The 23,090-nt window shown below is 67.1% G+C and carries 23 protein-coding genes; 8 read left to right on the top strand and 15 right to left on the bottom strand.

Going from position 1 to position 23,090, the window contains the following annotated elements:
- Positions 1-32 precede the first annotated feature (32 nt).
- A complete protein-coding gene (locus ACTMTI_RS13900) occupies positions 33-1,007 on the bottom strand; it encodes an aldo/keto reductase (RefSeq protein WP_441120699.1) in 975 nt (324 codons plus the stop codon).
- An 88-nt stretch (positions 1,008-1,095) separates the two neighbouring features.
- Between ACTMTI_RS13900 and ACTMTI_RS13895 the strand changes: the two genes are divergently transcribed.
- On the top strand, positions 1,096-1,725 hold the full coding sequence (locus tag ACTMTI_RS13895) for a TetR/AcrR family transcriptional regulator (protein ID WP_441120698.1): 630 nt from the start codon (positions 1,096-1,098) through the stop codon (positions 1,723-1,725).
- Positions 1,726-2,079: 354 nt separating this feature from the next.
- On the opposite strand, the gene ACTMTI_RS13890 is transcribed toward ACTMTI_RS13895, so the two are convergent.
- Positions 2,080-2,799 carry a GntR family transcriptional regulator gene (locus ACTMTI_RS13890; protein WP_441120697.1) on the bottom strand — a complete coding sequence of 240 codons (720 nt, stop codon included), beginning with the start codon at positions 2,797-2,799 and terminating at the stop codon, positions 2,080-2,082.
- Positions 2,800-3,316: 517 nt separating this feature from the next.
- Between ACTMTI_RS13890 and ACTMTI_RS13885 the strand changes: the two genes are divergently transcribed.
- Positions 3,317-4,786, top strand: a complete 1,470-nt coding sequence (locus ACTMTI_RS13885; protein ID WP_441120696.1) for a histidine kinase N-terminal domain-containing protein — start codon at positions 3,317-3,319, stop codon at positions 4,784-4,786.
- Between the two features lie 30 nt (positions 4,787-4,816).
- Here the strand turns inward: ACTMTI_RS13885 and ACTMTI_RS13880 are convergent, their stop codons facing one another.
- On the bottom strand, positions 4,817-5,071 hold the full coding sequence (locus ACTMTI_RS13880) for a WhiB family transcriptional regulator (protein WP_127936223.1): 255 nt from the start codon (positions 5,069-5,071) through the stop codon (positions 4,817-4,819).
- A gap of 274 nt (positions 5,072-5,345) precedes the next feature.
- Positions 5,346-6,311, bottom strand: a complete 966-nt coding sequence (locus ACTMTI_RS13875; protein WP_441120695.1) for a diacylglycerol/lipid kinase family protein — start codon at positions 6,309-6,311, stop codon at positions 5,346-5,348.
- Between the two features lie 76 nt (positions 6,312-6,387).
- Here ACTMTI_RS13875 and ACTMTI_RS13870 point away from each other — a divergent pair, with 76 nt between their 5' ends.
- Positions 6,388-6,771 carry a hypothetical protein gene (locus tag ACTMTI_RS13870; RefSeq protein ID WP_441120694.1) on the top strand — a complete coding sequence of 128 codons (384 nt, stop codon included), beginning with the start codon at positions 6,388-6,390 and terminating at the stop codon, positions 6,769-6,771.
- A gap of 48 nt (positions 6,772-6,819) precedes the next feature.
- Here the strand turns inward: ACTMTI_RS13870 and ACTMTI_RS13865 are convergent, their stop codons facing one another.
- The 3 genes from ACTMTI_RS13865 to sodN form a co-directional block, all read right to left on the bottom strand.
- Entirely contained in the window at positions 6,820-7,599 is a 780-nt protein-coding gene (locus tag ACTMTI_RS13865; protein ID WP_176573444.1) for an RNA polymerase sigma factor SigF, read from the bottom strand.
- 17 nt (positions 7,600-7,616) lie between these two features.
- On the bottom strand, positions 7,617-8,042 hold the full coding sequence (locus ACTMTI_RS13860) for an anti-sigma factor (RefSeq protein ID WP_441120693.1): 426 nt from the start codon (positions 8,040-8,042) through the stop codon (positions 7,617-7,619).
- 239 nt (positions 8,043-8,281) lie between these two features.
- Positions 8,282-8,683: a superoxide dismutase, Ni gene (gene sodN, locus ACTMTI_RS13855; protein WP_310708597.1), complete on the bottom strand. Its 402-nt coding sequence runs from the start codon at positions 8,681-8,683 to the stop codon at positions 8,282-8,284.
- 89 nt (positions 8,684-8,772) lie between these two features.
- Between sodN and ACTMTI_RS13850 the strand changes: the two genes are divergently transcribed.
- On the top strand, positions 8,773-9,069 hold the full coding sequence (locus tag ACTMTI_RS13850) for a S24 family peptidase (RefSeq protein ID WP_441120692.1): 297 nt from the start codon (positions 8,773-8,775) through the stop codon (positions 9,067-9,069).
- Here ACTMTI_RS13850 and ACTMTI_RS13845 read toward each other — a convergent pair.
- The 4 genes from ACTMTI_RS13845 to ACTMTI_RS13830 all read right to left on the bottom strand — a co-directional run bounded on the left by ACTMTI_RS13845 (position 9,066) and on the right by ACTMTI_RS13830 (position 12,041).
- The gene (locus tag ACTMTI_RS13845; protein WP_441120691.1) at positions 9,066-9,488 is read right to left on the bottom strand and encodes a CGNR zinc finger domain-containing protein; all 423 of its coding nucleotides are present in this window, start codon (positions 9,486-9,488) and stop codon (positions 9,066-9,068) included. The two genes, ACTMTI_RS13850 and ACTMTI_RS13845, sit on opposite strands and share 4 nt — an antisense overlap.
- Positions 9,489-9,612: 124 nt before the next feature.
- Positions 9,613-10,356 (bottom strand): amino acid ABC transporter ATP-binding protein, encoded by a 744-nt coding sequence (locus ACTMTI_RS13840; protein WP_441120690.1) that lies wholly within the window; start codon positions 10,354-10,356, stop codon positions 9,613-9,615.
- Positions 10,353-11,180 (bottom strand): amino acid ABC transporter permease, encoded by an 828-nt coding sequence (locus tag ACTMTI_RS13835; RefSeq protein ID WP_441120689.1) that lies wholly within the window; start codon positions 11,178-11,180, stop codon positions 10,353-10,355. Before ACTMTI_RS13835 ends, ACTMTI_RS13840 begins: the two co-directional genes overlap by 4 nt.
- Positions 11,181-11,183: 3 nt before the next feature.
- Entirely contained in the window at positions 11,184-12,041 is an 858-nt protein-coding gene (locus ACTMTI_RS13830; RefSeq protein ID WP_441120688.1) for an ABC transporter substrate-binding protein, read from the bottom strand.
- A 282-nt stretch (positions 12,042-12,323) separates the two neighbouring features.
- Between ACTMTI_RS13830 and ACTMTI_RS13825 the strand changes: the two genes are divergently transcribed.
- From ACTMTI_RS13825 to ACTMTI_RS13810, 4 genes are all read left to right on the top strand, one after another.
- Positions 12,324-13,514, top strand: coding sequence for an NAD(P)-dependent malic enzyme (locus ACTMTI_RS13825; protein ID WP_441120687.1), 1,191 nt, complete (start codon positions 12,324-12,326; stop codon positions 13,512-13,514).
- A gap of 189 nt (positions 13,515-13,703) precedes the next feature.
- On the top strand, positions 13,704-15,062 hold the full coding sequence (locus ACTMTI_RS13820) for a hypothetical protein (RefSeq protein WP_441120686.1): 1,359 nt from the start codon (positions 13,704-13,706) through the stop codon (positions 15,060-15,062).
- A 73-nt stretch (positions 15,063-15,135) separates the two neighbouring features.
- Positions 15,136-15,405 carry a type II toxin-antitoxin system Phd/YefM family antitoxin gene (locus tag ACTMTI_RS13815; protein WP_441120685.1) on the top strand — a complete coding sequence of 90 codons (270 nt, stop codon included), beginning with the start codon at positions 15,136-15,138 and terminating at the stop codon, positions 15,403-15,405.
- Positions 15,405-15,818: a PIN domain-containing protein gene (locus ACTMTI_RS13810; RefSeq protein ID WP_441120684.1), complete on the top strand. Its 414-nt coding sequence runs from the start codon at positions 15,405-15,407 to the stop codon at positions 15,816-15,818. The genes ACTMTI_RS13815 and ACTMTI_RS13810 overlap by 1 nt, the downstream gene beginning before the upstream one ends.
- A 5-nt stretch (positions 15,819-15,823) precedes the next feature.
- Here the strand turns inward: ACTMTI_RS13810 and ACTMTI_RS13805 are convergent, their stop codons facing one another.
- The 4 genes from ACTMTI_RS13805 to ACTMTI_RS13790 all read right to left on the bottom strand — a co-directional run bounded on the left by ACTMTI_RS13805 (position 15,824) and on the right by ACTMTI_RS13790 (position 22,278).
- Positions 15,824-17,311, bottom strand: a complete 1,488-nt coding sequence (locus ACTMTI_RS13805) for a hypothetical protein (RefSeq protein ID WP_441120683.1) — start codon at positions 17,309-17,311, stop codon at positions 15,824-15,826.
- 183 nt (positions 17,312-17,494) lie between these two features.
- Positions 17,495-18,997 (bottom strand): trypsin-like serine peptidase, encoded by a 1,503-nt coding sequence (locus ACTMTI_RS13800; protein WP_441120682.1) that lies wholly within the window; start codon positions 18,995-18,997, stop codon positions 17,495-17,497.
- A 433-nt stretch (positions 18,998-19,430) separates the two neighbouring features.
- Positions 19,431-20,927 (bottom strand): trypsin-like serine peptidase, encoded by a 1,497-nt coding sequence (locus ACTMTI_RS13795; protein ID WP_441120681.1) that lies wholly within the window; start codon positions 20,925-20,927, stop codon positions 19,431-19,433.
- 718 nt (positions 20,928-21,645) lie between these two features.
- The gene (locus tag ACTMTI_RS13790) at positions 21,646-22,278 is read right to left on the bottom strand and encodes a hypothetical protein (protein WP_441120680.1); all 633 of its coding nucleotides are present in this window, start codon (positions 22,276-22,278) and stop codon (positions 21,646-21,648) included.
- Between the last annotated feature and the right edge of the window lie 812 nt (positions 22,279-23,090).

The raw sequence follows: 23,090 nt of genomic DNA, 5'->3' as shown, positions 1-23,090 counted from the left end.
GCTTCAGAGAAGGCCGTGCCCGGTCAGCGGGGTCAGTCCCAAGCGGGGAGCATGCCCTCGGGGTAGCGGGCGCCGAAGCCGCCGGTCGGGAGGATCTCGGCGATGCGCTTGAGGTCGGTGTCGTCGAGGGTGAGGTCGGCGGCGGCCACGTTCTCCTCCAGCCGCTGGATGCTGCGGGTGCCGGGGATGGGGACGATGTCGTCGCCTTGGGCCAGGAGCCAGGCCAGGGCGAGCTGGGCGACGGTGGCGTCCTTGGTCGCGGCCAACTCGGCGAGCCGCTGGGTGGCCTCCAGATTCTTCTCGTAGTTGCCGGGCTGGAAGCGGGCGTCCCAGGTGCGCATGTCGGTGGGGTCGTACTCGGCGCCGGGCTTGGCCTGCCCGGTGAGGAAACCCCGGCCGAGCGGCGAGTAGGCGACGAACCCGATCCCGAGCTCGCGCAGGACGGGGAAGAGGATCTCGGCGTCCCGCTCGAACAGGGAGTATTCGGTCTGCAGGACCGAGACGGGCTGTACGGCGTGCGCGCGACGGATGGTGTTCGCCCCCGCCTCGCTCAGCCCGAAGTAGCGGACCTTGCCGGCGTCGATGAACTCCTTGACCGTCCCGGCCACGTCCTCGATCGGCACGTTGGGGTCGACGCGGTGCTGGTAGAGCACGTCGATGACGTCGACGCCGAGGTGACGCAGGCTGTTGTCGACGACCTCGCGGATGTGCTCGGGACGGCTGTCGACACCGCCCTCTCTGGTGCCGGTGAAGTCGAAGCCGAACTTGGTCGCGATGACGACCTCGTCGCGCAACGGGGCGAGCGCGGCGCCGACGATCCGCTCGTTCTCGCCCTGCCCGTACAGCTCGGCCGTGTCGAAGAACGTCACGCCCAGCTCGTGGGCCCGGCGGATCGTCGCGATCCCCTCGTTCTCATCCGACGGCCCATAGGCCAGGGAGATGCCCATCGCGCCGTATCCCAGCGCCGACGCCGCAAGCCCCTGCCGTCCAAGGGTCCGTTGCTCCATGACGCGTCCTCATTCCCGCAGATGTAAGAATGCTCTAACATTAAGTAAGAGTACTCTAACATTGGGAAGGGAGGGAGAATCGTTCGCCGTGAGCAGACCCACGTCGCCGAAACGCGGCTACCACCACGGCGACCTGCGCTCCGAGCTGATCCGCGAGGGTCTCGCGCTCCTGGCCGAATCGGGCGTCGCCGGTTTCTCCGTGGCGAAGGTCGCCGCCCGCGTCGGCGTGTCATCGGCCGCGCCGTACCGTCACTTCCCCGATCGGGAGGCACTGCTCGCCGCCTGCGCGGCCGCCATCATCAGCGACATCACCGACGTTCTCGTCGAGGCGGCCGAGCGAGCGGGGCCCGATCCCGTGGACCGGCTCGCTGCCACCGCGGGCGCCTACACCCGCTTCGTCCTGGAGCACCGCGCCGGCCTCGACCTCGTCTACTCCTATGACTTCGCCGAGCCCCACCGCCCGACCGTCCAGGAGCAGAGCCGCCACCTCACGGCCGCCCTCATGCGCCTGGCCTCGGACGTGCTGCCCGCCGACACCCCCTGGGCCGACACCGCCGATTTCGTCTACGTGCACCTGTCCACCACGCACGGCTACGCCACCCTGCTCTTCAAGGGCACCCGCCCGCCGCAAGGCATCGACGATCACGCAGTTCGCGCTGTCACCGCGGCCCGCGACCACATCACCGGGCATCTCCTGCGCCTGCGCAACGCCCGCTGATGAAGCCGGCGACGACTCACAAGGCCAGCGGCGGGATGGTGAGCGCCATGCCGGTCAGCAGCCTCCCTGCGTCGCCATAAGACGCTTCCTGTACGCGGTTGCGGGGATCGGTGTCGCGAAGATCGAGCCGCCTGCCTCCGCCGGCGGATCATCGCATGCGGCGCTGAACCGCAGCCGATTGTGGTTTCATCCGTCGGACGGTGGTAACCGGCCTGCATGTTCCCGAAGAACCCGGCCCACAGAGCGCTCGTAACGGCGAGAACCCCGTAAGCGTTCACGACCGGCGCTTGAATGTCGCAAGCCCGCGTCGGCGAGTCCGGCCGACTCGGCATCGCCGTAAAAACAAAAAGGATCTTATGGACGCCGAAGCCGGGTGACGAACTTGTACCGGTCGCCGCGATAAAGGGACTGCGCCCACTCGACGGGGTTGCCGTCGGCGTCGAAGGCGTGGCGCGTCAGAAGAAGCATCGGGAGGCCGACGTCGACGCCGAGGGCCTTGGCGTCGTACGGGGTGGCCAGCACGGTCTCGATGATCTCCTCGGCGTCCGTGAGCCGCACGTTGTAGGCGTTGTGCAGCGTCTCGTACAGCGAGGAGTGCGCCTCCAGCTCGCGCCGCAGCCGTGGGAAGCGGCGCGCCGACAGGTGCGTGGTGTCGATCGAGACCGGCTCGCCGTTGGCCAGCCTGAGCCGGTGGATGCGCAGCACGCGCCCGCCCGGGTTGATGGCCAGGCGGCGGGCCAGCGCCTCGTCCGCGGTGATGTAGCCGATCTCCAGGATCTTGGTGTCCGGCTCGAGGCCGGCGGTGCGCAGGTCGCCGATGTACGAGGTCAGCTGCAGCACCTGCGCGACCTTCGGCTGCGCCACGAACGTGCCCTTGCCCTGGATGCGCAGCAGCCGCCCCTCGACCACCAGCTCGGTGAGCGCCTGCCGGACCGTGGTGCGCGAGGTCTCGAACCGCACGGCCAGCGTGCGCTCCGGTGGCAGCGCCGTGCCAGGGAGCAGGCTCTTGGTGAGCTCGAGCAGGCTGCGTTTGACGTCGTAGTACTTCGGTACGCGGGGGCTGTCGTCTGTCACGCGCTCACCTTCACTTCTGCCACGGCGGTGAGGGCGTGTCTGATCACCGCGAGATCATCGGAACTCACATTGGCCCGGGCGGTCAACCGCGGGCATCTGCGGCCGACCGGCGCCGAGCGCGTACGGCGCCTGGCACGCGCGTATCCCGGCTGCTCAGGCTGATGGTGAAGGATATCCACAGCGGCGCGCGCGATCGCAACCGAGGCCGACATAGCGGCCGCGTCGCAGGTAGCGGTCCCCGTACCCACGCGACCTGTGTCGCGGCGGAACCACGTTCCCGTGGAGATCACCTCCGGCTTGCCCCGCACGGCCCCGCTCGAATGCCGGGGCGATGTGACTGTTCTCACAATATGAGATTGAGGAAGAAGACCAGTTGGGGGAACGATGCCGTATCCGTGTTCACTGCGCGAGTGAGCGGGCGTGCGGCGGCCCTCAGCGGAGTACTGCCCGCGTATCAACCTGCACACTCCCGGGGGTCGGTTTGGATGTTGCCGGGGAAAGCACGCATGATGCACCTGTGCCGACTCTCAGTGACCTCGTCGCCCGCCACACCGCTCTCGACGAGGCGGACCTCGATTGGCTGCACTCGCTGGTCTCCGACTGGCAGTTGCTGGCCGACCTGTCCTTCGCCGACCTCATCCTGTGGGCGCCGCTGCTGGGGGAGAACGGCTGGATCGCGATCGCCCAGATGCGCCCCACGACCGGGCCCACCGTCTACCACGACGACATCGTCGGCAGCGTCGTGGCCAAGGGCGAGCGCGGCCTGATCGACACCGCCTGGAGCGAGCGCCGCATCTGCCGCGAAGGCGACCCTGACTGGTCCACGGGGGTTCCGGTCAGGGAGGAGACGATCCCGGTCCGGCGCGCGGTCGAGGGCGGCGAGGGCCGCTTCCTGGCGGTGATCCAGCGCTCCACCAACCTCTCCTCGGCCCGTACGCCCTCCCGCCTGGAGCTGACCTACCTGCAGAGCGCCTCCGACCTGGCGCAGATGGTGGCCGAGGGGCGCTTCCCGTTCTCCGGCGAGGAGCCGATCCTGGTCCGCTCGCCGCGCGTCGGCGACGGGCTGCTCAGGCTCGACCGCGCCGGCCGCGTGACGTACGCCTCCCCGAACGCCCTGTCCGCCTACCGCCGCCTCGGCCTGCACGCCGACCTGGTCGGCGCCGAGCTGGGCCGGGTCACCGCGACGCTGTGCTACTCCGACGAGCCCATCAACGAAGACCTCATGATCGTGGCCAGCGGGCGCGCGGCCAAGGAGACCGAGGTCGAGTCCGGCGGCACGATCGTGCAGCTCAGGGCCATCCCGTTGATCGTCGGCGGGGGACGGATCGGCGCGCTGGTGCTCATCAGGGACGTGACCGAGCTGCGCCGGCGCGAGCGTGAGCTGATGACCAAGGACGCCACGATCCGCGAGATCCACCACCGGGTGAAGAACAACCTGCAGACCGTGGCAGCCCTGCTCCGGCTCCAGGCGCGGCGCCTGCAGGTCCCGGAGGGGCGAGAGGCGCTGGAGGAGGCGGTACGCCGGGTCGGGTCGATCGCGATCGTGCACGAGACGCTGTCTCACGCGCCGGAGGAGTTCGTCAACTTCGACGAGATCGCCGATCGGGTGATCGCGATGGCGGGGGAGGTGTCGGCGGCGGAGGTGGCTGTCACGCCGCGGCGGGTGGGCGGGTTCGGCGTGCTGCCTTCGCTCATCGCCACACCGCTGGCCATGGCGCTGACCGAGCTGTTGCAGAACGCGTTGCAGCATGGGCGTCCCAAGCGGCTGGAGGTCGTGGTGGAGCCCACCCTCGACCGGCTCAACGTCACCGTGTGGGATGACGGGAGGGGCCTGCCAGGGGAGTTCGACCTCGACACCTCGACCAGCCTGGGGCTGCAGATCGTCCGTACGCTGGTGGAAGGGGAGCTGTCAGGCAGGCTTTCGATCCAGCCGCGTATGGGGGGCGGCACGGAAGTGGTCCTGTCGATCCCGCTTCCCGCTACGTGAGCAGAGCTTCCCGCTACGTGGGCAGAGGAGTCAGGCGGTCGCGCGGGCGCGGGCGCGGGCGCTGCGACGCTTGAGGGCGCGGCGCTCGTCCTCGCTCAGGCCGCCCCAGACGCCGGCGTCCTGTCCGGACTCCAGCGCCCACTTCAGGCACGCGTCAACGGCCGAGCAGGACCGGCAGACCTGCTTGGCCTCCTCGATCTGCATGAGGGCGGGGCCGGTGTTGCCGATCGGGAAGAACAGCTCGGGGTCCACGTCACGGCAGGCAGCTCGGTGGCGCCAGTCCATGCGTCCACTCCTTAGTAGATGGAGCCTTTGGTCGGCTCCGTGCGGCTACTACTTTGTGAAGAGTTTCACTAACGTGCGCGAACAGGTGCCCGGATCCCGTTGGGGACCGGGGTTGTCCGCTTGACGGGCCGGAGGACCTGCTGGGGTTGTTAAAGGTCCTACGTTCCGACGTAGTTGAGCCTGTCAGCCACGGAGAGTGCACGCAAGGGGGTTGGCGCGAAGTTTTGGCTGTTATGGATGTCGGATGCGTCACATAATGACCGAATGTAACCAGCTAGACCAGTACTTGTAACGCGTTCGGTGTAGACCGAAATGTCACGGTTTCGCGTTCTCCCAGGTAGTCGCCGTCCAGCTGGAAGGCCACCGGGCGCTCGGCGGTCAGTGTGAACTCCGGCTCGTCGTGGAGCTGCACGAGGTGCCGACCGGCCGGAAGGGCGTCACTCTCCGTCAGAATGTGCCGGAGCACCGGCGCCAGCGTGATCGGCCCCATGCGCCGCAGCCCCAGCAGGTCCAGCCCGGTCTCGAAACTGGCCCAGGGGGTCGGTGTCACCGGTCTGGCGCCCACGTATGTCCACGGTGAGGTGTTGGAAATGATCGCCATGAACACACCCCTGGCCGTGGGGATCCCCGGGCCGGTCAGCGTCATCGGGGGATGCCGCTTGTCCGTGGCCAGATAGTGCCGTAGAGCGGTGTTCACATACCGTGCAGGGGTAGCCTTCCTGCCGGTGCCGCGCAGGCCCTCCACGGCTCTTACAACCTCGGCGTCGTACCCCATCCCCGAGCAGAACGTGAAGTAACGGCTCTGGCCCTCCCAGAGGGCCTGCCCCAGGCCCACGGTCCTGCGCCGGCCGTCCCTGAGCGCCTCCAGCACCGCCCCGGTGGACTCCACCGGATCGTTCGGCAGGCCGAGGGCGCGGGCGAAGACGTTGGCGCTGCCGCCGGGGATGACGATGAGCGCGGGACGCCCGGCGCTGGGATCGTCGCCCAGCGGGGTGTCGCCGCCGTTCACCGGGTTCAGCAGGCCGTTGACGGTCTCGTTGATCGTCCCGTCGCCGCCGAGCACCGCCACCACGTCGTACCCCTTCGCGCGCGCGGTGGCGGCCAGCGCGGCGGCGTGCCCCCGGTAGCGGGTCTCCTCCACGGAGAGGTCCACGGCCGCGCCGAGGGCGCGCATCAGCACATCACGCGTACGGGCGTTCGTGGTCGTCGCCTTGGGGTTCACCAGCAGCATCGTGCGCATATCGCCAGCGTAGCCCGTGATCGCGGGGCCGCCTTATCGGCCGGACGTCCCCTTTTGCCGAGGTAAGGTACGGGACGTGAACCGTCGTCCGCTCACCCTCCTCATCGCCGCCGTGGTCGTCGCCCTGGAGGGCCTGGTGGCGCTCGGGCTCGGCGTCTTCGTCGCGGTCGAGACCCTGACCGGGGCGCCCGAGGACATGACCACCGCCATCGCCGAGGCGGCGTTCGGCGCGCTGATCGGCGCCGGGCTGCTCTGGGTGGCCTGGGGCGGGCTGTTCAAGATGGAGCGGTGGGGGCGGTCGCCCGGCGTGCTGACCCAGATCTTCATGGTCCCCATCGCTGTCACGCTCATCCAGTCGGACCAGCTGCAGCTCGGGATCCCGCTGATCGTGGTCGCCCTGGCCGGGCTCGCGACGCTGCTGGCGCCGCCCACCACCCACGCGCTCTACGGCGACGGCTAGTCCTCCGGCATCAGGCCCCCGACGCCCTCGGCCGTCAAGCCCCCGGCGCTAGTCCTCGGCCGTCAGGCCCTCGCGCAGCTGGGCCAGGGTGCGGGCGAGCAACCGGGACACGTGCATCTGCGAGATGCCCAGCTCGGTGGCGATCTGCGACTGGGTCATGTTGCCGAAGAACCGCAGCAGCAGGATGCGCTTCTCGCGCGGCGGCAGCCGCTCCAGCAGCGGCTTGAGCGACTCGCGATATTCGACGCCCTCGAGCGACTCGTCCACGATGCCGAGCGAGTCGGACACCGCAGGGGCGTCGTCGTCACCGGAGTCGGGCGCGTCGAGCGACACGGTGGAGTAGGCGTTGGCCGACTCCAGGCCCTCGAGCACCTCCTCCTCGGTCATCTTCAGGTAGGAGGCCAGCTCGGCCACGGTCGGGGCGCGCCCCTCCCGCTGTGACAGATCGCTTATGGCCTTGGTCAGCGAGAGCTTGAGCTCCTGCAGCCGCCGCGGCACGCGGACGGCCCAGCCCTTGTCGCGGAAGTGCCGCTTGATCTCACCGACGATGGTGGGCGTGGCGTAGGTGGAGAACTCCACGCCGCGGTTGAGGTCGAAACGGTCGATGGACTTGATCAGACCGATCGTGGCGACCTGAGTGAGGTCGTCGAGCCACTCGCCCCGGTTGCGAAAGCGGCGAGCCAGATATTCGACCAGGGGAAGGTGAAGCTCGACCAGCTCGTCCCTGATGCGCTGGCGGCGCGGCTCCTCGGGGCCCAGCTCGGCCAGCTCGGCGAAGAGCATGCGGGCACGGACCCTGTCGGGCACGGCGTGTTCGCTGGTGGCCATGGCTCCAGTCCTTTCCGTCACGCCGGCCTCGCCGCGCCTCGGCGCTTACGCAGGACGATCGCCATGCGATCGGGGGAGTCGGTCACCGCGTCGACGTCATCCGCCAGAGCGGTCAGCACCATCCAGGCGAAGTCGTCGCGCTTGGGCGCGGAGCTGCCGACCGTCGCCACCTCGACCCTGACCTGCATCTCGTGCCCGGTCAGTTCGAACTCGGCGGTCAGGTCGGTGCCCGGCACCGCCTCGCTCAGCAGCATGGCGCACGCCTCGTCGACCGCGATCCGCAGATCCTCGATCTCGTCCAGCGTGAAGTCCAGCCGCGCCGCCAGGCCGGCGGTGGCCGTACGCAGCACAGACAGGTAGGCGCTCGCGGCGGGGAGCCTGATGCTCACCACGTCGCGGATGCCGGCCACGCCTTCCGTGCGCGTGTCGGTTTCCTCGGTCACGTTCCTCCTCGCGTGCGTGCAGAGCGCTCTACATGACGGGCCGCTGGACGATATCCACCGTACGTGCGAACTCCGCGGTGTGCGGGGCCGCTACGTGCGGTGGTTCGCTGGACGCGACCCACCGTATCCGACGCCAACTGCAACTTACCGCCCCTGAGAGGTGCTTGGACGATTCAGACTCGCCATCAACGGAAAAGGCTCTGTGCGGCCATGGACCGCACAGAGCCTTATGTGCCGTTTTACGCGGCCTTGGTCTCCCAGAAGATCTTGGAGATTTCGTCGATCTTGCCCAGCAGGTCCTCGGCCTTGGCGACGTCGACCGTGCCCTTGGCGCCGGCGGCGCCCGCGAGCTTTGTGGCGTCCCAGAAGAGCTGGTGGAGCTGAGGGTACTGCTCAAGGTGCGGGGGCTTGAAGTAGTCGGTCCACAGCACCCACAGGTGGTGCTTGACGAGCTCGGCGCGCTCCTCCTTAATGGTCAGCGCGCGGGCGCGGAAGACCGGGTCCTCGTTGGCCCCGTACTTCTCCATGATCGCCTTGACCGACTCGGCCTCGATGCGGGCCTGAGCGGGGTCGTAGACCCCACAGGGCAGGTCGCAGTGTGCGGAAGCGACATGCTTGGGTCGTAGCAGTCGTGCGAGCATCAGAAAGTCCTTCCTGGATGCTGAATCAGCTTGGTCCACAACTGACCTTACTCGGGTCCCGACGCCTGCGGAGTGGGGGGTCACAGCCGATGAGAGTGCGTGTCGAGGGCGATTCCATGCGCCCCTCGCTGGTTCCCGGAGACTGGCTTCTGGTACGCCGGAACGCCACCGTCCATCCGGGCGACCTCGTCGTGGCCCGGCTCCCCGATGATCCTGATCAGCTGATCGTGAAACGGGCCCAGTGGCGCGGCAAGGACGGGTGGTGGCTGGAGAGCGACAACCAGCGGGCCAGCGGGCGGCGCGACAGCTGGGACTTCGGCCCGGTGCACGACATCGTGGGCCGGGTGGTGCTGCGCTACTGGCCGCTCGTACGGCGGCGCCGCTAGGAATCCCGCTGACGGGCACGGAAGGCGGCCACGTTGGCGCGGCTGGCGCAGCGGGCCGAGCAGTAGCGGCGGGAGCGGTTGGACGAGGTGTCGAGGAACGCCCGCCGGCAGCGCGCCTCCCGGCACCGGCCCAGCCGGTCCACGCCCAGCTCCGCCACGACCGCGGCCAGGCCCATCACGGCGCTGGCGGCGGAGTTCTCGGCCAGGTGCAGGTGCCAGCGCCGGCCGTCGTGGTCGGTGAGCTGGGGGCGTACGGGATAGCGCACGAGCAGGGCGTTGAGCTGCTCCACCACGGCCCGCTCGGCGTCGGCCGCGTCGAAGACGGCGGCCAGCTCGTCCCGCAGCGGCCTGAGCTCGGGCGGCGGGTCGGGATCGTTGACAAGGCGGACCGCCCACTCGGCGTAAGAGGTCAGGTCCATGCCGGAGTATTACACGAGAGGCGGGGCGCCTGAGCACCCCGCCTTCCCTCGGCCACTCTTCCGGGGCGCCGGAGCACCCCGCTTCCCGGGCTCGTGCCGTCGCCGTCGGAACCGGCCGCGGCGGCTACCCCTCCGGGTGCAGGACCCGGTGCAGGAACGCGCGGGTGCGCTCGTGCTGGGGGTCGCCGATGACCTGGGCCGGCACGCCGTCCTCGACGATCACGCCGCCGTCCATGAACACCACCCGGTCGGCCACCTCGCGCGCGAATCCCATCTCGTGCGTGACCACGAGCATGGTCATGCCCTCCTCCGCCAGCTTGCGCATGACGGTGAGCACGTCCCCGACCAGCTCCGGGTCGAGCGCCGACGTGGGCTCGTCGAACAGCATCAGGTCCGGGCTCATCGCCAGCGCCCTGGCGATCGCCACCCGCTGCTGCTGCCCGCCCGACAGTTGCGCCGGGTAGGAGTCGCATTTGTCGCCGACGCCGACCTTGTCGAGGTTCTCCCTGGCGACGACCTCGGCTTCCTTCCTGCCCCGCTTCAGCACCCGCTGCTGGGCGATCATCACGTTCTGCAGCGCAGTCATGTGCGGGAACAGGTTGAACTGCTGGAAGACCATGCCGATGCGGCGGCGTACGGCGTCGATGTCCGCGTCGGGGTCGGTGACCTCGACGCCCTCCACGAACACCTTGCCCTTGGTGGGCTGCTCCAGCAGGTTGACGCAGCGCAGCAGCGTCGACTTGCCCGACCCCGAGGGGCCGATGACGCAGACCACCTGGCCGGGCTCGACGGTCATGTCGATGCCCTTGAGCACCTCGTTCTTGCCGAAATACTTGTGCAGGTCCGCGATCTCGATGGCGTGCGTCATCGGTTCCTCCCCTTACGTCCCTCCAGCCGGGACGCGAGGTATCCCAGCGGGATCGTGACGATCAGGTACGTCACGCCCGCGACCATGATGGGCGTGGCGTTGGCGTACTGGGAGGCCAGGTCGTTGCCGAACTTGGCCAGCTCGACGTACTCGCCCGACACGCCGAGGAACAGCACCAGCGAGGAGTCCTTGAGCAGGGCCACGAACTGGTTGGTCGTCGGCGGGATGACCATGCGGATGGCCTGCGGGATCACCACGGTGACCTGCGCCCGCATGGCGGACATGCCCAGCGACCTGGCGGCCTCCGTCTGGCCCTTGGGCACGGCCTGCAGGCCCGCGCGGAAGACCTCCGCCTGGTACGCCGCACCGACCAGTCCGAGTCCGAGGATGCCCTGGCCGTATGTGCCGAAGGGCACCTGGAACCCCGGCAGCGCCAGCGGCAGGAACGTGATCATCAGGAAGATCAGCAGCGCGGGCAGCCCGCGGAAGATCTCGATGTAGATCGTCGAGATCCACCGATACGGCCGCACCTGTGAGATCCGCATGAGCGCGAGCAGCAGTCCCAGCAGGAACGAGAAGACGAAGCCGCCGACCGTGTAGATGATCGTGTTCCGCAGTGCGACGGTGAACAGCTCCGGCAGCGCCTCCTTCGCCACGTCGATCTTGGCGAAGTTCTGTGCCAGGCTGCCCCAGTCGGCATACAGCACGACCGCGACGAGCGCGGCGGCCAGGATGACGTACTGGATGCCCCGGCTGATCTGCTGCCTCTTCCGCGGGCTCAGCCTGGCGCGGGCAGGCTCAGCCGTCTTCGGCAGGTCGGCCATGGATCAGCCCAGCTCGCCGGGCTTCTTGCCGAACCACTTCATGTAGATCTTCTCGTAGGTGCCGTCCTGCTTGGCCTTGGTGATCTCCTCGTTGATCGTCTTGAGGAGGACCGGGTCGGCGCCCTTCTTCAGGCCGATGCCGTACTGCTCGCCGGTGTCCAGGCTGCCGATCAGCTCGAACTTCGCGGCGATGTCCGGCTTCTTCAGCCAGGTGAGCACCACGGGAAGGTCCTGGATGATCACGTCGGCCTGCCCGGACTGCAGAGCCAGCAGTTCCTTGGCGGAGTCGGCGTACTCGGTGGGGTCGAAGCCCTCCTTCTTGACGTAGTCGAGGCCGGTGGTGCTGGCCTGGGCGCCCAGCTTGAGGCCCTTCGCCTTGACGTCGGCCAGCGACGTCGCGCCGGTGCCCTTCTTGGCCAACAGTGCCTGAGTGGCGTCGAAGTACGGCTCGGAGAAGTCGATGTTCTTCTGCCGGTCCGGGGTGATCGTCATGCCGGCGGCGGCCACGTCGCACTTGCCCGCGGCCATCGCCGCGCCGCTCTTGATCACCGCGAAGTCGATGTCCACGATGTTCTGGGTCACGCCCAGCTTCTTCGCGGCGAGGTCGACGATGTCCACGTCGAAGCCGACGATCTTGCCGCTCGCGTCCTTGAACTGGAACGGCTCGTAGGGGATGTTCGTGCAGACCGTGAGCTTGCCGGGCTGGACCAGCTTGACACCGCCGGCAGCGGAGGCGCTCGCACTGGTGGTGCCGGAGCTCGAGCCGGTGTCGCTGCTGCCGCATGCGGTCAGCGTGAGAGCAGCGGTCAAGGCGAGCACGCCGGCGGCGTAGCCACGGCGGCCCTTGGGGCTGAGGGCCATGTACGGCCTCCTAGAGAGTGAAATGCCACGAAACTTGCTATTCGTGCAGTTTAAATGGGGTTTTGATGCGGTCCGTCATCCACCGTTTAACGATGCGTCAACGGAACGGCGTCGGCGCCGACACCGAAGACCATCTCACCATGTGGCAATATGGGTTCACGGGTGACCCCCGAACCCCCTCACGAGATGATCGGCGAGGGGATCCTGGCAGCTACCGAAGCCAGCCCGCTCGCGCTCGTCCGCCGAAGGTCCTTCCGCTTCCGATGACTACCAGGGGTCGCTGTGGCCGTCACGCCCGATTCTGCATCCGTCGAAACACTTGACCTCGATCCGGCTTTCGCGCTGCACCGCGGAGGCAAGCTCGAGGTTCGCTCCACCGTTCCCGTCCGCGACGCGGACGACCTGGCGCTCGCCTACACGCCCGGCGTCGCCCGGGTCTGCACCGCGATCGCCGAGACGCCGTCGCTGGCGCAGGACTACACCTGGGTCTCCAACGTGGTCGCCGTCGTCTCCGACGGCACCGCCGTGCTCGGCCTGGGCGACATAGGCCCCTTGGCCGCCATGCCGGTCATGGAGGGTAAAGCGCTGCTGTTCAAGGAGTTCGCGAACGTCGACGCCGTCCCGATCTGCCTGGACTGCACCGACGTGGACGCGCTCGTCGAGACCGTCGTGCGCCTGGCGCCGTCGTTCGGCGGCATCAACCTGGAGGACATCAGCGCCCCGCGCTGCTTCGAGGTCGAGGCCAGGCTCCGCGAACTGCTCGACATCCCCGTTTTCCACGACGACCAGCACGGCACCGCCATCGTGGTCCTCGCCGCGCTCCAGAACGCCGCCCGCCTGACCGGCCGCACGCTCGGCGACCTGCGCGCGGTCGTGGCCGGCGCCGGGGCCTCCGGCGTCGCCGTCACCCGCATCCTCCTGGAGGCGGGCATCGGCGACATCGCGGTCTCCGACTCCAAGGGCATGATCTACAAGGGCAGAGAGGGCCTCAACCCGGTCAAACAGGCCCTCGCCCGCGACACCAACCGGGCCGGCCGGACCGGCTCCACGGAGGATGCGCTGGCCGGCGCGGACGTCTTCGTCGGGCTCTCCGGATCCACGGTCTCCGAGCAGGCCATCGCCTCGATGGCGGCCGACGCGATCGTGTTCGCGCTGTCCAACCCGACGCCCGAGGTCCACCCCGAGGCCGCCGCCAGGCACGCCGCGGTGGTGGCCACCGGGCGCTCGGACTTCCCCAACCAGATCAACAACGTGCTGGCGTTCCCCGGGGTGTTCAGGGGCGCCCTGGACGTGCGCGCCTCCTCGATCACCGAGAACATGAAGGTGGCCGCGGCCAACGCACTGGCGGGCGTCGTGGGGGATGCTCTCGCGCCGACGTACGTCATCCCGAGCCCGTTCGACGATCGCGTCGCCCCCGCCGTCACGGCGGCCGTGGCCGCCCAGGCCCGCGCCGACGGGGTCGCCCGCGCCTGAGGTGCCGTGCGGCTCGTGAGCGGGGGCTTCCGGCCCCCGCTCTTCTCATTGCGGGGCTGGCGTCCATTGCCGGAAGCGGGACTGATTTTTGCATCTCCTTTGAGATCCGTCCTAAATCCTATACGCAAGGTGCTATAACTGTAGCCCTCTGTAATGATGTGGGCGCCGGCTCCTGTGACGAGGAGAGCGATGGAACGCGGGCCAAATCAACTGCTGCAGCAGCTCATCGCGGAGGCGGGCTTCTCCCACAAGGGATTGGCCAGGTGCCTCAATGCCCTGGGAGCCGCGCGCGGCACTCCGGGGCTGAAGTACGACCACAGCTCGGTGTTGCGCTGGATCGGTGGCCAGCGCCCAAGGGACCCAGTGCCCTGCCTGCTCACGGAGATATTCGCGCTGCGACTAGGGCGGCCGGTGACTCCGGAAGAGTTGGGAATGCCGGCCATCATTACACCCCTCCATCTCGGGCAGGAGTTCACGCACACGTGGCAGGAGGGGATCGCGACAGTGACGGCGTTGTGGCGGGCCGACGTAGAAAGACGCAGGTTCCTCATCGACTCGACGTTCGCGCTAGGAGCGGGTTCCGTCGGGGCGATCCGCTGGTTGACGTCCCCCAATGAGGGGCGCCCGAGTGGCTCGGGAGCGCGGCGCGTGGGCCGCGCCGAGATCGGCGCCATCCAGGAGGTCACCCGATCGTTCGGTGAGCTAGACAATCGCTTCGGCAGCGGACGTGTCCGCACGTCCGTGGTCAAATACCTCGACAGCGCCGTCTCGCCGCTGCTCAAGAACGGCTCGTACGGCGAGTCCACCGGCCGCCAACTGGCCGCCGCGGCCGCCGAGCTGACCCGCCTGGCGGGCTGGATGGCGTACGACATGGAGCAGCACGGCCTGGCCCAGCGCTACCTCATCCAGGCGCTCCGCCTGGCCAGGGGCGCCGACGACCACACCCTCGGCGGCGAGATCCTGGCCGGCATGGCGCACCAGGCCATCTACATGGGCCAGCCGGACCACGCCCTCGACCTGGCCCGGGCCGCCCAGCTCGCGGCCCGCAGGGCTGGCGTCAACACCCTGCTGGCCTCCGCCCACGTCCTGGAGGCCCACGCGCACGCCGGCCGCGGCGACGCCCGCTCCTGCGGCGCCTCCCTGAACGACGCGGAGGCGGCCTTCGACGCCCGCAAGCCCGCCGACGAGCCCAAGTGGCTGAGCTATTTCGACGAGGCCTATCTGTCGGCCAAATTCGCGCATTGCTTCCGCGACCTGGGGGAGGGGGAGCGGGCCGTACGGTATGCGCGGCGCTCGCTCGACATGGACGGCCGATTCGTGCGGGGGCGGATGTTCAACCTGTCGCTGCTGGCTGCCGGGCTGTTGCAGTGCGGGGAATTGGAGGAGGCCTGTTCCACCGCTGCCAGTGCGATGACGTTGGCCGGGGAGCTGCAGTCGGCTCGGTCGCGCTCGTATGCGGCTGATTTGCGGCGGCGGCTGGGGCCCTACAAGAAGGAGCGGGCCGTTATGACGCTCAAGGAGCGCACGCGGGAGCTCGCCGCCGTGTAAAGGAGGCCGCTGGAACTCCGGATACTTACGGCGGCCTCCGGAACTATCCGGAGCTTCGTCGTATGCTGAGGGTATGAGCGCTCTTCCAGTGGAGCCGGCTCCTTCCTCGACAGTGGGAATCGCGGAAGCCGGGAAGACTCTGTCCCGACTGGTCGACCGTGTGGAAGCGGGCGAGCAGATCACCATCACGCGGGGCGGGCGTCCCGTTGCGGTGCTGACGCCTGTGCCGCGGCCGGTGATTCCGGACGCTCCGACGGGGCACCTGCTCCTGCAATGGTTGGAGGAGTTCGGGCCGGACGCGGACTTCGCCGCCGACATCGACGAAGTCATCCGAGAGCGGTGATGGGCAACCGGGCCGTAGTGCTCGACACCTGCATTGTGGCGGATATCGAGCGCGGCACGTTCGACATGCACAAGCTGTTGGGCTACACGCCTGGGATTTCGGTCATCACGCTTGGAGAGCTCATGACCGGCGTGGCCAAGGCGAAAGACCGTGCCCAGCGCAAGCGCAGGGCCGACAACCTCGCGGCTTTGATCAGCCGGCTCTTCGTCCTCGGCTTCACCACCCGCACGGGCGTCGCCTACTCCATGCTCAATGCCTCCGCCCGGGCCAAGGGCAAGGAGGGGCAGCGTACGGATATGCTCATCGCCGCCTCGGCCATGGAACACGGCGCGAGCCTGCTGACCAACGACCGGGGCCTCGCCCGGCTTCAGGAGGTCAGCAGGCTCAACGTCCTCCGTCCTGAGGACTTGTGATCTGACTACTTGAGAAGCTCGCCGTTAGGGCCGACGATCTTCTTGGTCTCCGCGTATTGGGCCTTGTTGTAAACGGCGGCCACTTCGCCGTCGAAATACGCCGAGCTGATGAAGTCGATCCGCTGGTTGCCGTCCTGGTCGTGGAACATGCTCGTCACGCCGTTGACGTAGCCGGTGCGCTTGCCGTTGTCGTAGCGCATGAGCCAGGGGCCGCCGTCGGCGCCGCCGGTCATGGAGCACTTGAGGACCTGGTGCGTTTCGACCTTGAAGGTGTTGACCTGGTAGGTCTTCGTACCGGTCTTGCCGGAGCACCACTTGGGGGTGACGCCGGAGAAGGGCTTGTCGCCGTCGGGGTGCGGGTCCGCGGGGTAGCCGAAGGCGGTCACCTTCTGACCCATGGGCTGGTTCCACGCCACGCCCTGACCGCCGACGACGTCACCGAGCCGGCCCATGTCCTTGGCGAAGCCGATGAAGTAGTGGGCCTCGTAGTACTTACGCGAGGTGCCGGGCTTGACCCACTTCTGCGTGTAGTAGTGGGTGATGGTGTGGTTGCCGAGCGCGTCGGTGCCCTTGACGCCGGGACCCTTGTAGGCGTCCAACTGCTCCTTGGTGACCTGCTCGACGACCGGTTCGCCGAACTTGTTGCCCTGCCCCTTGCCTACCTTGGCGGCGTCATAGGCCTCCTTGGAGACCTCCACCTTCTCCAGGACGGCGCCGGGGTAGTCGGGGCCGACGAGGTCAGCGGGCTTGTCCTCGCCCTCCGACCAGCATTCGCCGAGGTTGATCTGGCACTTGAGGAATTCCGCGGCGTTGATCTCGCGCGGCTTGACCCACTTGTCGCCCGCCCAGGCCTTGAACTCCTTGTGCGACACCTCCTTCTCACCGGCCAGGGTGAAACCGTTGTGTACGGCCACGAAGGCGAAGTCGCCGTCGTAGTCGTCGTAGGTGTCGAGGTCATAGGCGGTGAAGGCGTAGGCGCCCGCGTAGATGCCCCAAGGGGCCCTGCCCTGGTAGTAGCCCGGCACGAACACCCACTTGTCGTAGACGTCGTCCTTGCCGTTCTGGTACACGCAGTGTCCGGCTGTGGCGACCAGGTTGCGGTGCCTGGACTGGATGGCCGTGGCCGAGCACCAGCGGTACTGGCCGGCCTTGTCGAGGAAGAAGACCTTGCCGATGGTCTTGGGCAGGTTGACGTTCTTGGTGGCACCGGGCTTGGGGGTGCCGGTGGGGGCCGTCATGCCGGGCTTGCCGTCAGGGGCGCCCTGGCTCTGCGACGCGACCAGCTTGGGCACTTCCTTGGCGTCCCAGTGGTACTGGGTGGCCTTGCGCAGGGCGGCTCCGTTGGAGTCGAGCCAGAAGTAGGCGGCGCCGTACGCGTCCGCGGGCTTCGGCTGGAGATTGTCAGTGACCCAGTCCGGCGCGGCGGTTGCGGGGAACGCGAGGGTGGCGGCACTCAGGCCGGCGGCGGCGAGGGGGATCAGCAGGCGCTTCAAGGGGGGACTCCGCTACGGGTTGTCAAGAACTGTGTAAAGACCCTATCGACCCATTAGTCACTCTGGTAAGGGTTCGTATCAAATTTCACCAGAAAGGCCGAAGGGCCCGGCAGGATGCCGAGCCCTTCGGGTAAAGCTGGGTCGAGCTTCGGTTTGGACCCTCAGCTCAGACGATCACCGAGACTACTTGGGCAGGCCCCAGGTGATGTCGCCCGACCAGACGTTGGCCGCCGCGGTGTAAACCGTGTTGGTCTCGCCGTCGAAGTACGGGGTGGACATGTGGTCCCAGCGGTCGTTCGAGTCCGCGTCGAACAGCATGCTCGTCACACCGTTGACGTAGCCAAGGCGCTTGGCGTTGCTGTACTTGAGCAGCCACGGGGCGCCGCTGTAGCCGCCGGTGACGGCGCACTTCAGCGACACGTGCTCCTCGATCTTCAGCGACGGAACCTTGGTGCCCTTGGCAGCGGTCTTGCCGTAGCACCACTTCGGCGTGACGCCGGAGTAGGGCTTGCTGCCGTCGGGGTGCGCGTTCGCCGGGTAGCCGAAGGTGCGGACGTACTTGCCGGTGGGCTGGTTCCACGCGAAGCCCTGGCCACCGACGTTGTCACCGAGACGACCAACGCTCTTGATGAAGTGAGCGAAGATGTAGTACTCGTTGACGTAGTACTTCTTGACCTCGGCCGGCTTCACCCACTTCTGAACGTAGTAGTGGGTGATGGTGTAGTTGCCGCCGGCGTCGCTCTTGGTGCCGAGGCCAGTGTAGGCGTCGTACTGCGCCTTGGTAACGTGCTCGACGACGGGCTCGCCGATCTTGTTACCGTTGCCCTTGCCGACACCAGCGGCGTCGTAGGTGGCCTTGGAGACCTCCTGCTTGGTCAGGACCGCACCCGGGTAGTCGGGGCCGACCGCCTCGGCGTCCTTGTCCTCGCCGTCGGCGTAGCACTCACCAAGCTCGAGCTTGCACTTGTCGTACTCGGCCTTGGTGATCTCGATCCGCTTGATGTCCTTCTTGCCCTGGTACTTGTCGAACTCGGCCTTGGTGACCTTGGTCGGCTTGTTCAGGAAACCGCCGACACCGTTGTACACGGTGACGAAGGCGTAGTCGCGGTCGAAGTCCTCGTAGACGTCGAAGTCGTAGTGGGTGAACGCCTGCTTGCCCACGTAGATGCCCCAAGGAGCCTTGCCCTGGTAGTAACCCGGGACGAAGACCCAGCGGGACACGACCTCGTCGTTCGCGGCGATGTCGTAGACGCAGTGACCGGCCGTCGCGACCAGGTTGCGGTACTTCGCCTGGATCGAGGTGCCGGAGCACCAGTAGAGGTTGCCGTCACGGCCCTCGAAGAAAACCTTACCGATGGTCTTCGGCAGGTTCACGTTCGTGACCTTGGCGGCGACCTTCTTCTCTTCGCCGATCGGGGCGGTGGCGCCGGGCTTGCCGTCGGCGACGTACCCACCCTTGGAGACGATCTTCTTGACGTCCTTGTTGTCCCAGTAGTACGCCTTGGCGGACTTCAGGGCAGCGTTGTCGGACTTGGTCCAGAAGTCGAGGATCTCGGCGGCCTTCTGGTCGCTGGCCAGCTGGTCAGCGGAGTAGACCTCGTCGGCCTGGGCAGTACCAGCCAGGCCGGCGGCGAGCAGGCCAGTGGCGAGCAGGGCGCCGCTGGCGGGGAGGAGGATGCGCTTCAAGGTAACTCCTTGCGCTGTCGTGGAACGCTTCTTGCGTCCCATGCGTCAGTAAAGGGATAGCCAGGAACATACAGTGTCGATCTTGAAATCCGGTAGCCGCTTTGACGGGAAAAGTCGCGACAAGGCGGGCGTGATCGTTCTGTGATGTTTAGGTGGCTGATGCGCAGGAGTCGGGGGAAGCCGGCCTCGTGACCATTTGCCCTGATCAACATAAGGAAGTTGTGAGCTTGGCTCTTGAGGGTGAGGGAACCTCCTGATTCCAGCTGGGGATCCAGTGTGATGCAGATCACACTGGGTTAATGGCACCGTCTGGGCGTTCCATGCGTCCAAAGGTCTTCACTTTGGGGCCGGAAAGCAGAAGGGCCCGACGGATGCCGGGCCCTTCGCTTGGAACACTTACACGAACGGCTCAGGGCCGGTCGCTGTGGGTCACTTAGACAATCTTGCCGGACCAGACGTTGGCCGCAGCCTTGTAGACCGTGTTCGTCTCACCGTCGAAGTACGGCGAGGAGATGTAGTCCACGCGGCCGTTGCCGTCCTGGTCGTTGAAGGTGCTGGTGACACCGTTGACGTAGCCGAGACGCTTGCTGTTGCTGTACTTGAGCAGCCACGGGCCACCGTCGGCGCCCTCGGTCATGGCGCACTTGAGGGCGACGTGCTCCTCGATCTTCTTGGCAGCAGAGCCGACCAGCTTCGCAGTGGTCTTGCCGTAGCACCACTTCGGCGTGATGCCGGTGTAGGCCTTGTTGCCGTCGGGGTGCGGCGCGGCCGGGTAGCCGAACACGCGCACGTACTTGCCGGTGGGCTGGTTCCAGGCGAAGCCCTGACCACCGACGTTGTCACCAAGCCGGCCCGCGTCCTTGGCGTAGCCCTCGATGACGTAGTACTCGTTGACGTAGTACTTCTTCACCTCACCCGGCTTGATCCACTGCTGGACGTAGTAGTGGGTGATGGTGTAGTTGCCCGCGGCGTCCTTGGCCTTGGTGCCCGGACCCTTGTAGGCGTTGTACTCGGCCTCGGTAACGTGCTCGGTGATGGGCTCACCGATCTTGTTGCCGTTGCCCTTGCCGGTGGCAGCCTTGTCGTAGACGTCCTTCGCGACCTCGAGCTTGGTCAGGACGGCGCCCGGGTAGTCGGGGCCCACCAGCTGCGGGTCCTTGTCCTCGCCCTCGGCGTAGCAGTCACCGAGGTTGAGGTTGCACTTCTCGTACTCGGCCTTGGTGATCTCGATCTTCTTGACGTCCTTGAGGCCCTGGTGCTTCTCGAACTCGGCCTTGGTCACCTTGGTGGCCTTGCCGCCGCCGAGCTGGACGCCGTTGTACACCGTCACGAACGCGTAGTCGCGGTCGTAGTCCTCGTAGACGTCGAAGTCGTAGTGGGTGAAGGCCTGCTTACCCACGTAGATGCCCCACGGGGACTTGCCCTGGTAGTAACCGGGGACGAAGACCCACTTGGACACGACCTCGGTGTTGTTCGCCGTGTCGTACACGCAGTGACCGGCCGTGGAGACCAGGTTGCGGTACTTCGACTGGATCGAAGTGGCCGAGCACCACTTCTTCTCGCCCTTGCTGTTGACGAAGAACACCTTGCCGATGGTCTTCGGCATGTTGACGTTCTGGACCTTGGCGGTGGTCTTCTTCTCCTGGCCGATCGGAGCGGTCGAGCCCGGCTTCGTGTCCGAGCTGTAGCCGCCCTTGCTCTGCAGCTTGGCGACGTCGGCCTTGTCCCAGATGTCGGACGCGGTGGCAGCCTTGAGGGCAGCACCGTTGTTCTCCGCCCAGAACTGGGCGATGGCCTTTGCGTTGGCCGCGGTCGCCGCCATCGGGTCGGCGGCGGTCGTCTCGTCGGCCTGAGCCGCACCGGCGAGACCGGCGGCCAGAAGGCCGGTAGCCATGATGACGCCACCGGCAGGGATGAGGATGCGCTTCAAGGGAACTGCTCCTTGCTCTGTCGTGAGACGCAATTTGCGTCCCATGCGTCAGTAAAGGGATGGCAAGGACCATAGCGTGGTGATCTCCGCAGGTGGAAGCCAGTTTGGGTGATCCGGAAGTCGTCATTACCGCCGTTACCGTGCTGTTATCAGTCAGAGATCTTTGCGCGCTGTGTTCAAGAGGTCACGTTTTCGCAGGGTATGCAGGGGTTGTGGCTTGTGGGACGAAAGTTCCGTTAGGGATTCGCCACGGAGCGTAGTCACTTGAATGTGACTTAGATCACAGGAACCAGATGGGAACCCAGCCCCGTCTAAGATGCTTCATTTCTCACAGGTGATCTTCAGGTTCAGGTTTGGAACGTTTGATCTCTTCCGCCGTCCTTCGTCTATCGATCGCGTCGTTGTCGTGGGAGGGGCGGTACGAGACGGCGGTCTCGCGAACGGCGGCTAGACGTGTCGGTCACCTGGGGTGGGATGCCACTACGGGCGAGCGGAGGGATGACCGACGCGACCAAAGCGACGGCTTCTCCATGCGCAATCTGGTCTGGAAGGCGCGGCAGATGGGTCAGGTGCTCGTCGCTGGGTTGAGGACTCTGCAAGCCAGATGCTGGTGGTGGCGCAGCGGCCGGTCCGGCTGGTTCAGGTGGAACAGGGAGTGCATTGCGGTGTCAGCCAGGCGCGCGGCGCTGAAATAGCGGGATCAGGCGGGGCGGCAGCGTCATCGCAATCGAGCGCGCGATTGGGTCGGCCGCGCTGTGGGCCTGCTGTCCTCCGGGCTGGGCTCTTCGATGGCCGCCGCGCGGCCCTTGCCGCCTTCCGGGCGCGCCCGGTACGTGGTCCACCACTCCGAAGGGTGATACGTCCCGCGCTCGGCCCTCACTCCCACCCGCGGGATGCGGCGGAAGATGGGGATGTAGTACCACTCGTAGCCGTCGTCGAAGTCGTCGCAGTGGACGTCGTTCGCACGGATGCGCGTGCTCGTCCGCACGCAGACCTTGACGCGGTCGGCATCGTCGGACAGCGCGATCGCGTCCCCGATGCCGCCCTTGTCCGAGACGTGGACCCAGTCATCGCCAAGCAACTCGAACGAGCCGGACTTCGGCTTTCTGCCGACCGCCGGGATCTTCGTTTCGAGTGCCAGGTAGTACCAGGCGTAGCCCTTCTCTGCATCGTCGCAGGGCCGATACGCGGCGCGCACCATGGTCTTCTTCCTGACGCAGATCTCCACGACGGCGCACGGTTCATCTTCATCGGAGAAGTCCTCGTCCTCGGCGAATGGGTCGTCCTGCAGCCGTCGTCGACGAAGTCCTAGGATCCTCGGCCATCGCATCGCTCTGTGGAGGCGGAGCATCCGGCGGGTGAGGACCGGTGGTGGCAGCGGCCCGGATCCGGCGTTGTTACCCGACCAAGCGGAGATGACCGCGCATGACGCCCGCACGCCCATTTGGCGATCACGTAGCGGATTGCGCGCGGCGGGCTGTCACACTGCCAAGCACAGCACCGCCCGGAACTACACCCGGCCCTGACCATCTGCCTCCAGTCACGGATGTCGAGTGCGGTGCCGACCACTTCCAGATCGATGGCCTGCCGTCGTTCGGTGGTCACCGGGCACTCGCTCGCCACGGCAGCGGCCGTCGTCGCGCGCCAGTGTTTGCTCTGCCGACGTTATGAGGGTGCTCACCAGAACGGTGATGCGAGCTCATTGTGGAACGCGCTGCTGGGACAGCGGGTGGCGTCCCACGGGGACGAGGTCGAGAAGCGTGGTGTCGGAGGCATACCTCCAATAGAAGGGAGGGCCGCCCAGACTGGCCCCAGTTCACCTTCCAGGCGTCCCTTGGCGTGCAAACGGTATCGCTGGGAGATCGGCACCGGAGGCTAGCGGTGCGGATACCGCCTGACCGTCGGTGACACGGACAACGCGAGTGGCAGGGTTGAGAAAGAGGTGTGTATGTCGCTTGGCCCGCACGGAGGACCCCGACCTTGTCAACGCGCGTGCTGCGCTTCATCGAGCGCCGCCCTGAACAGGCTGGTGCGGCGGCCTGTTGCACCGCCCCTCATTGGCAATATCGCCGCCACCAGTCCATGCGCCTCCGGACCTCTGAACTCCTCCAGTGCCACGCGGCGTGCTTTCCGACCCGCCGGGACTCGGTGCGCCGAACGCCG

It is taken from the genome of Nonomuraea sp. H19, assembly GCF_052068215.1.
Taxonomy (GTDB): domain Bacteria; phylum Actinomycetota; class Actinomycetes; order Streptosporangiales; family Streptosporangiaceae; genus Nonomuraea.
The sequence above is the reverse complement of the archived record's forward strand: the minus strand, read 5'-3'. Positions and strand labels throughout refer to the sequence as shown.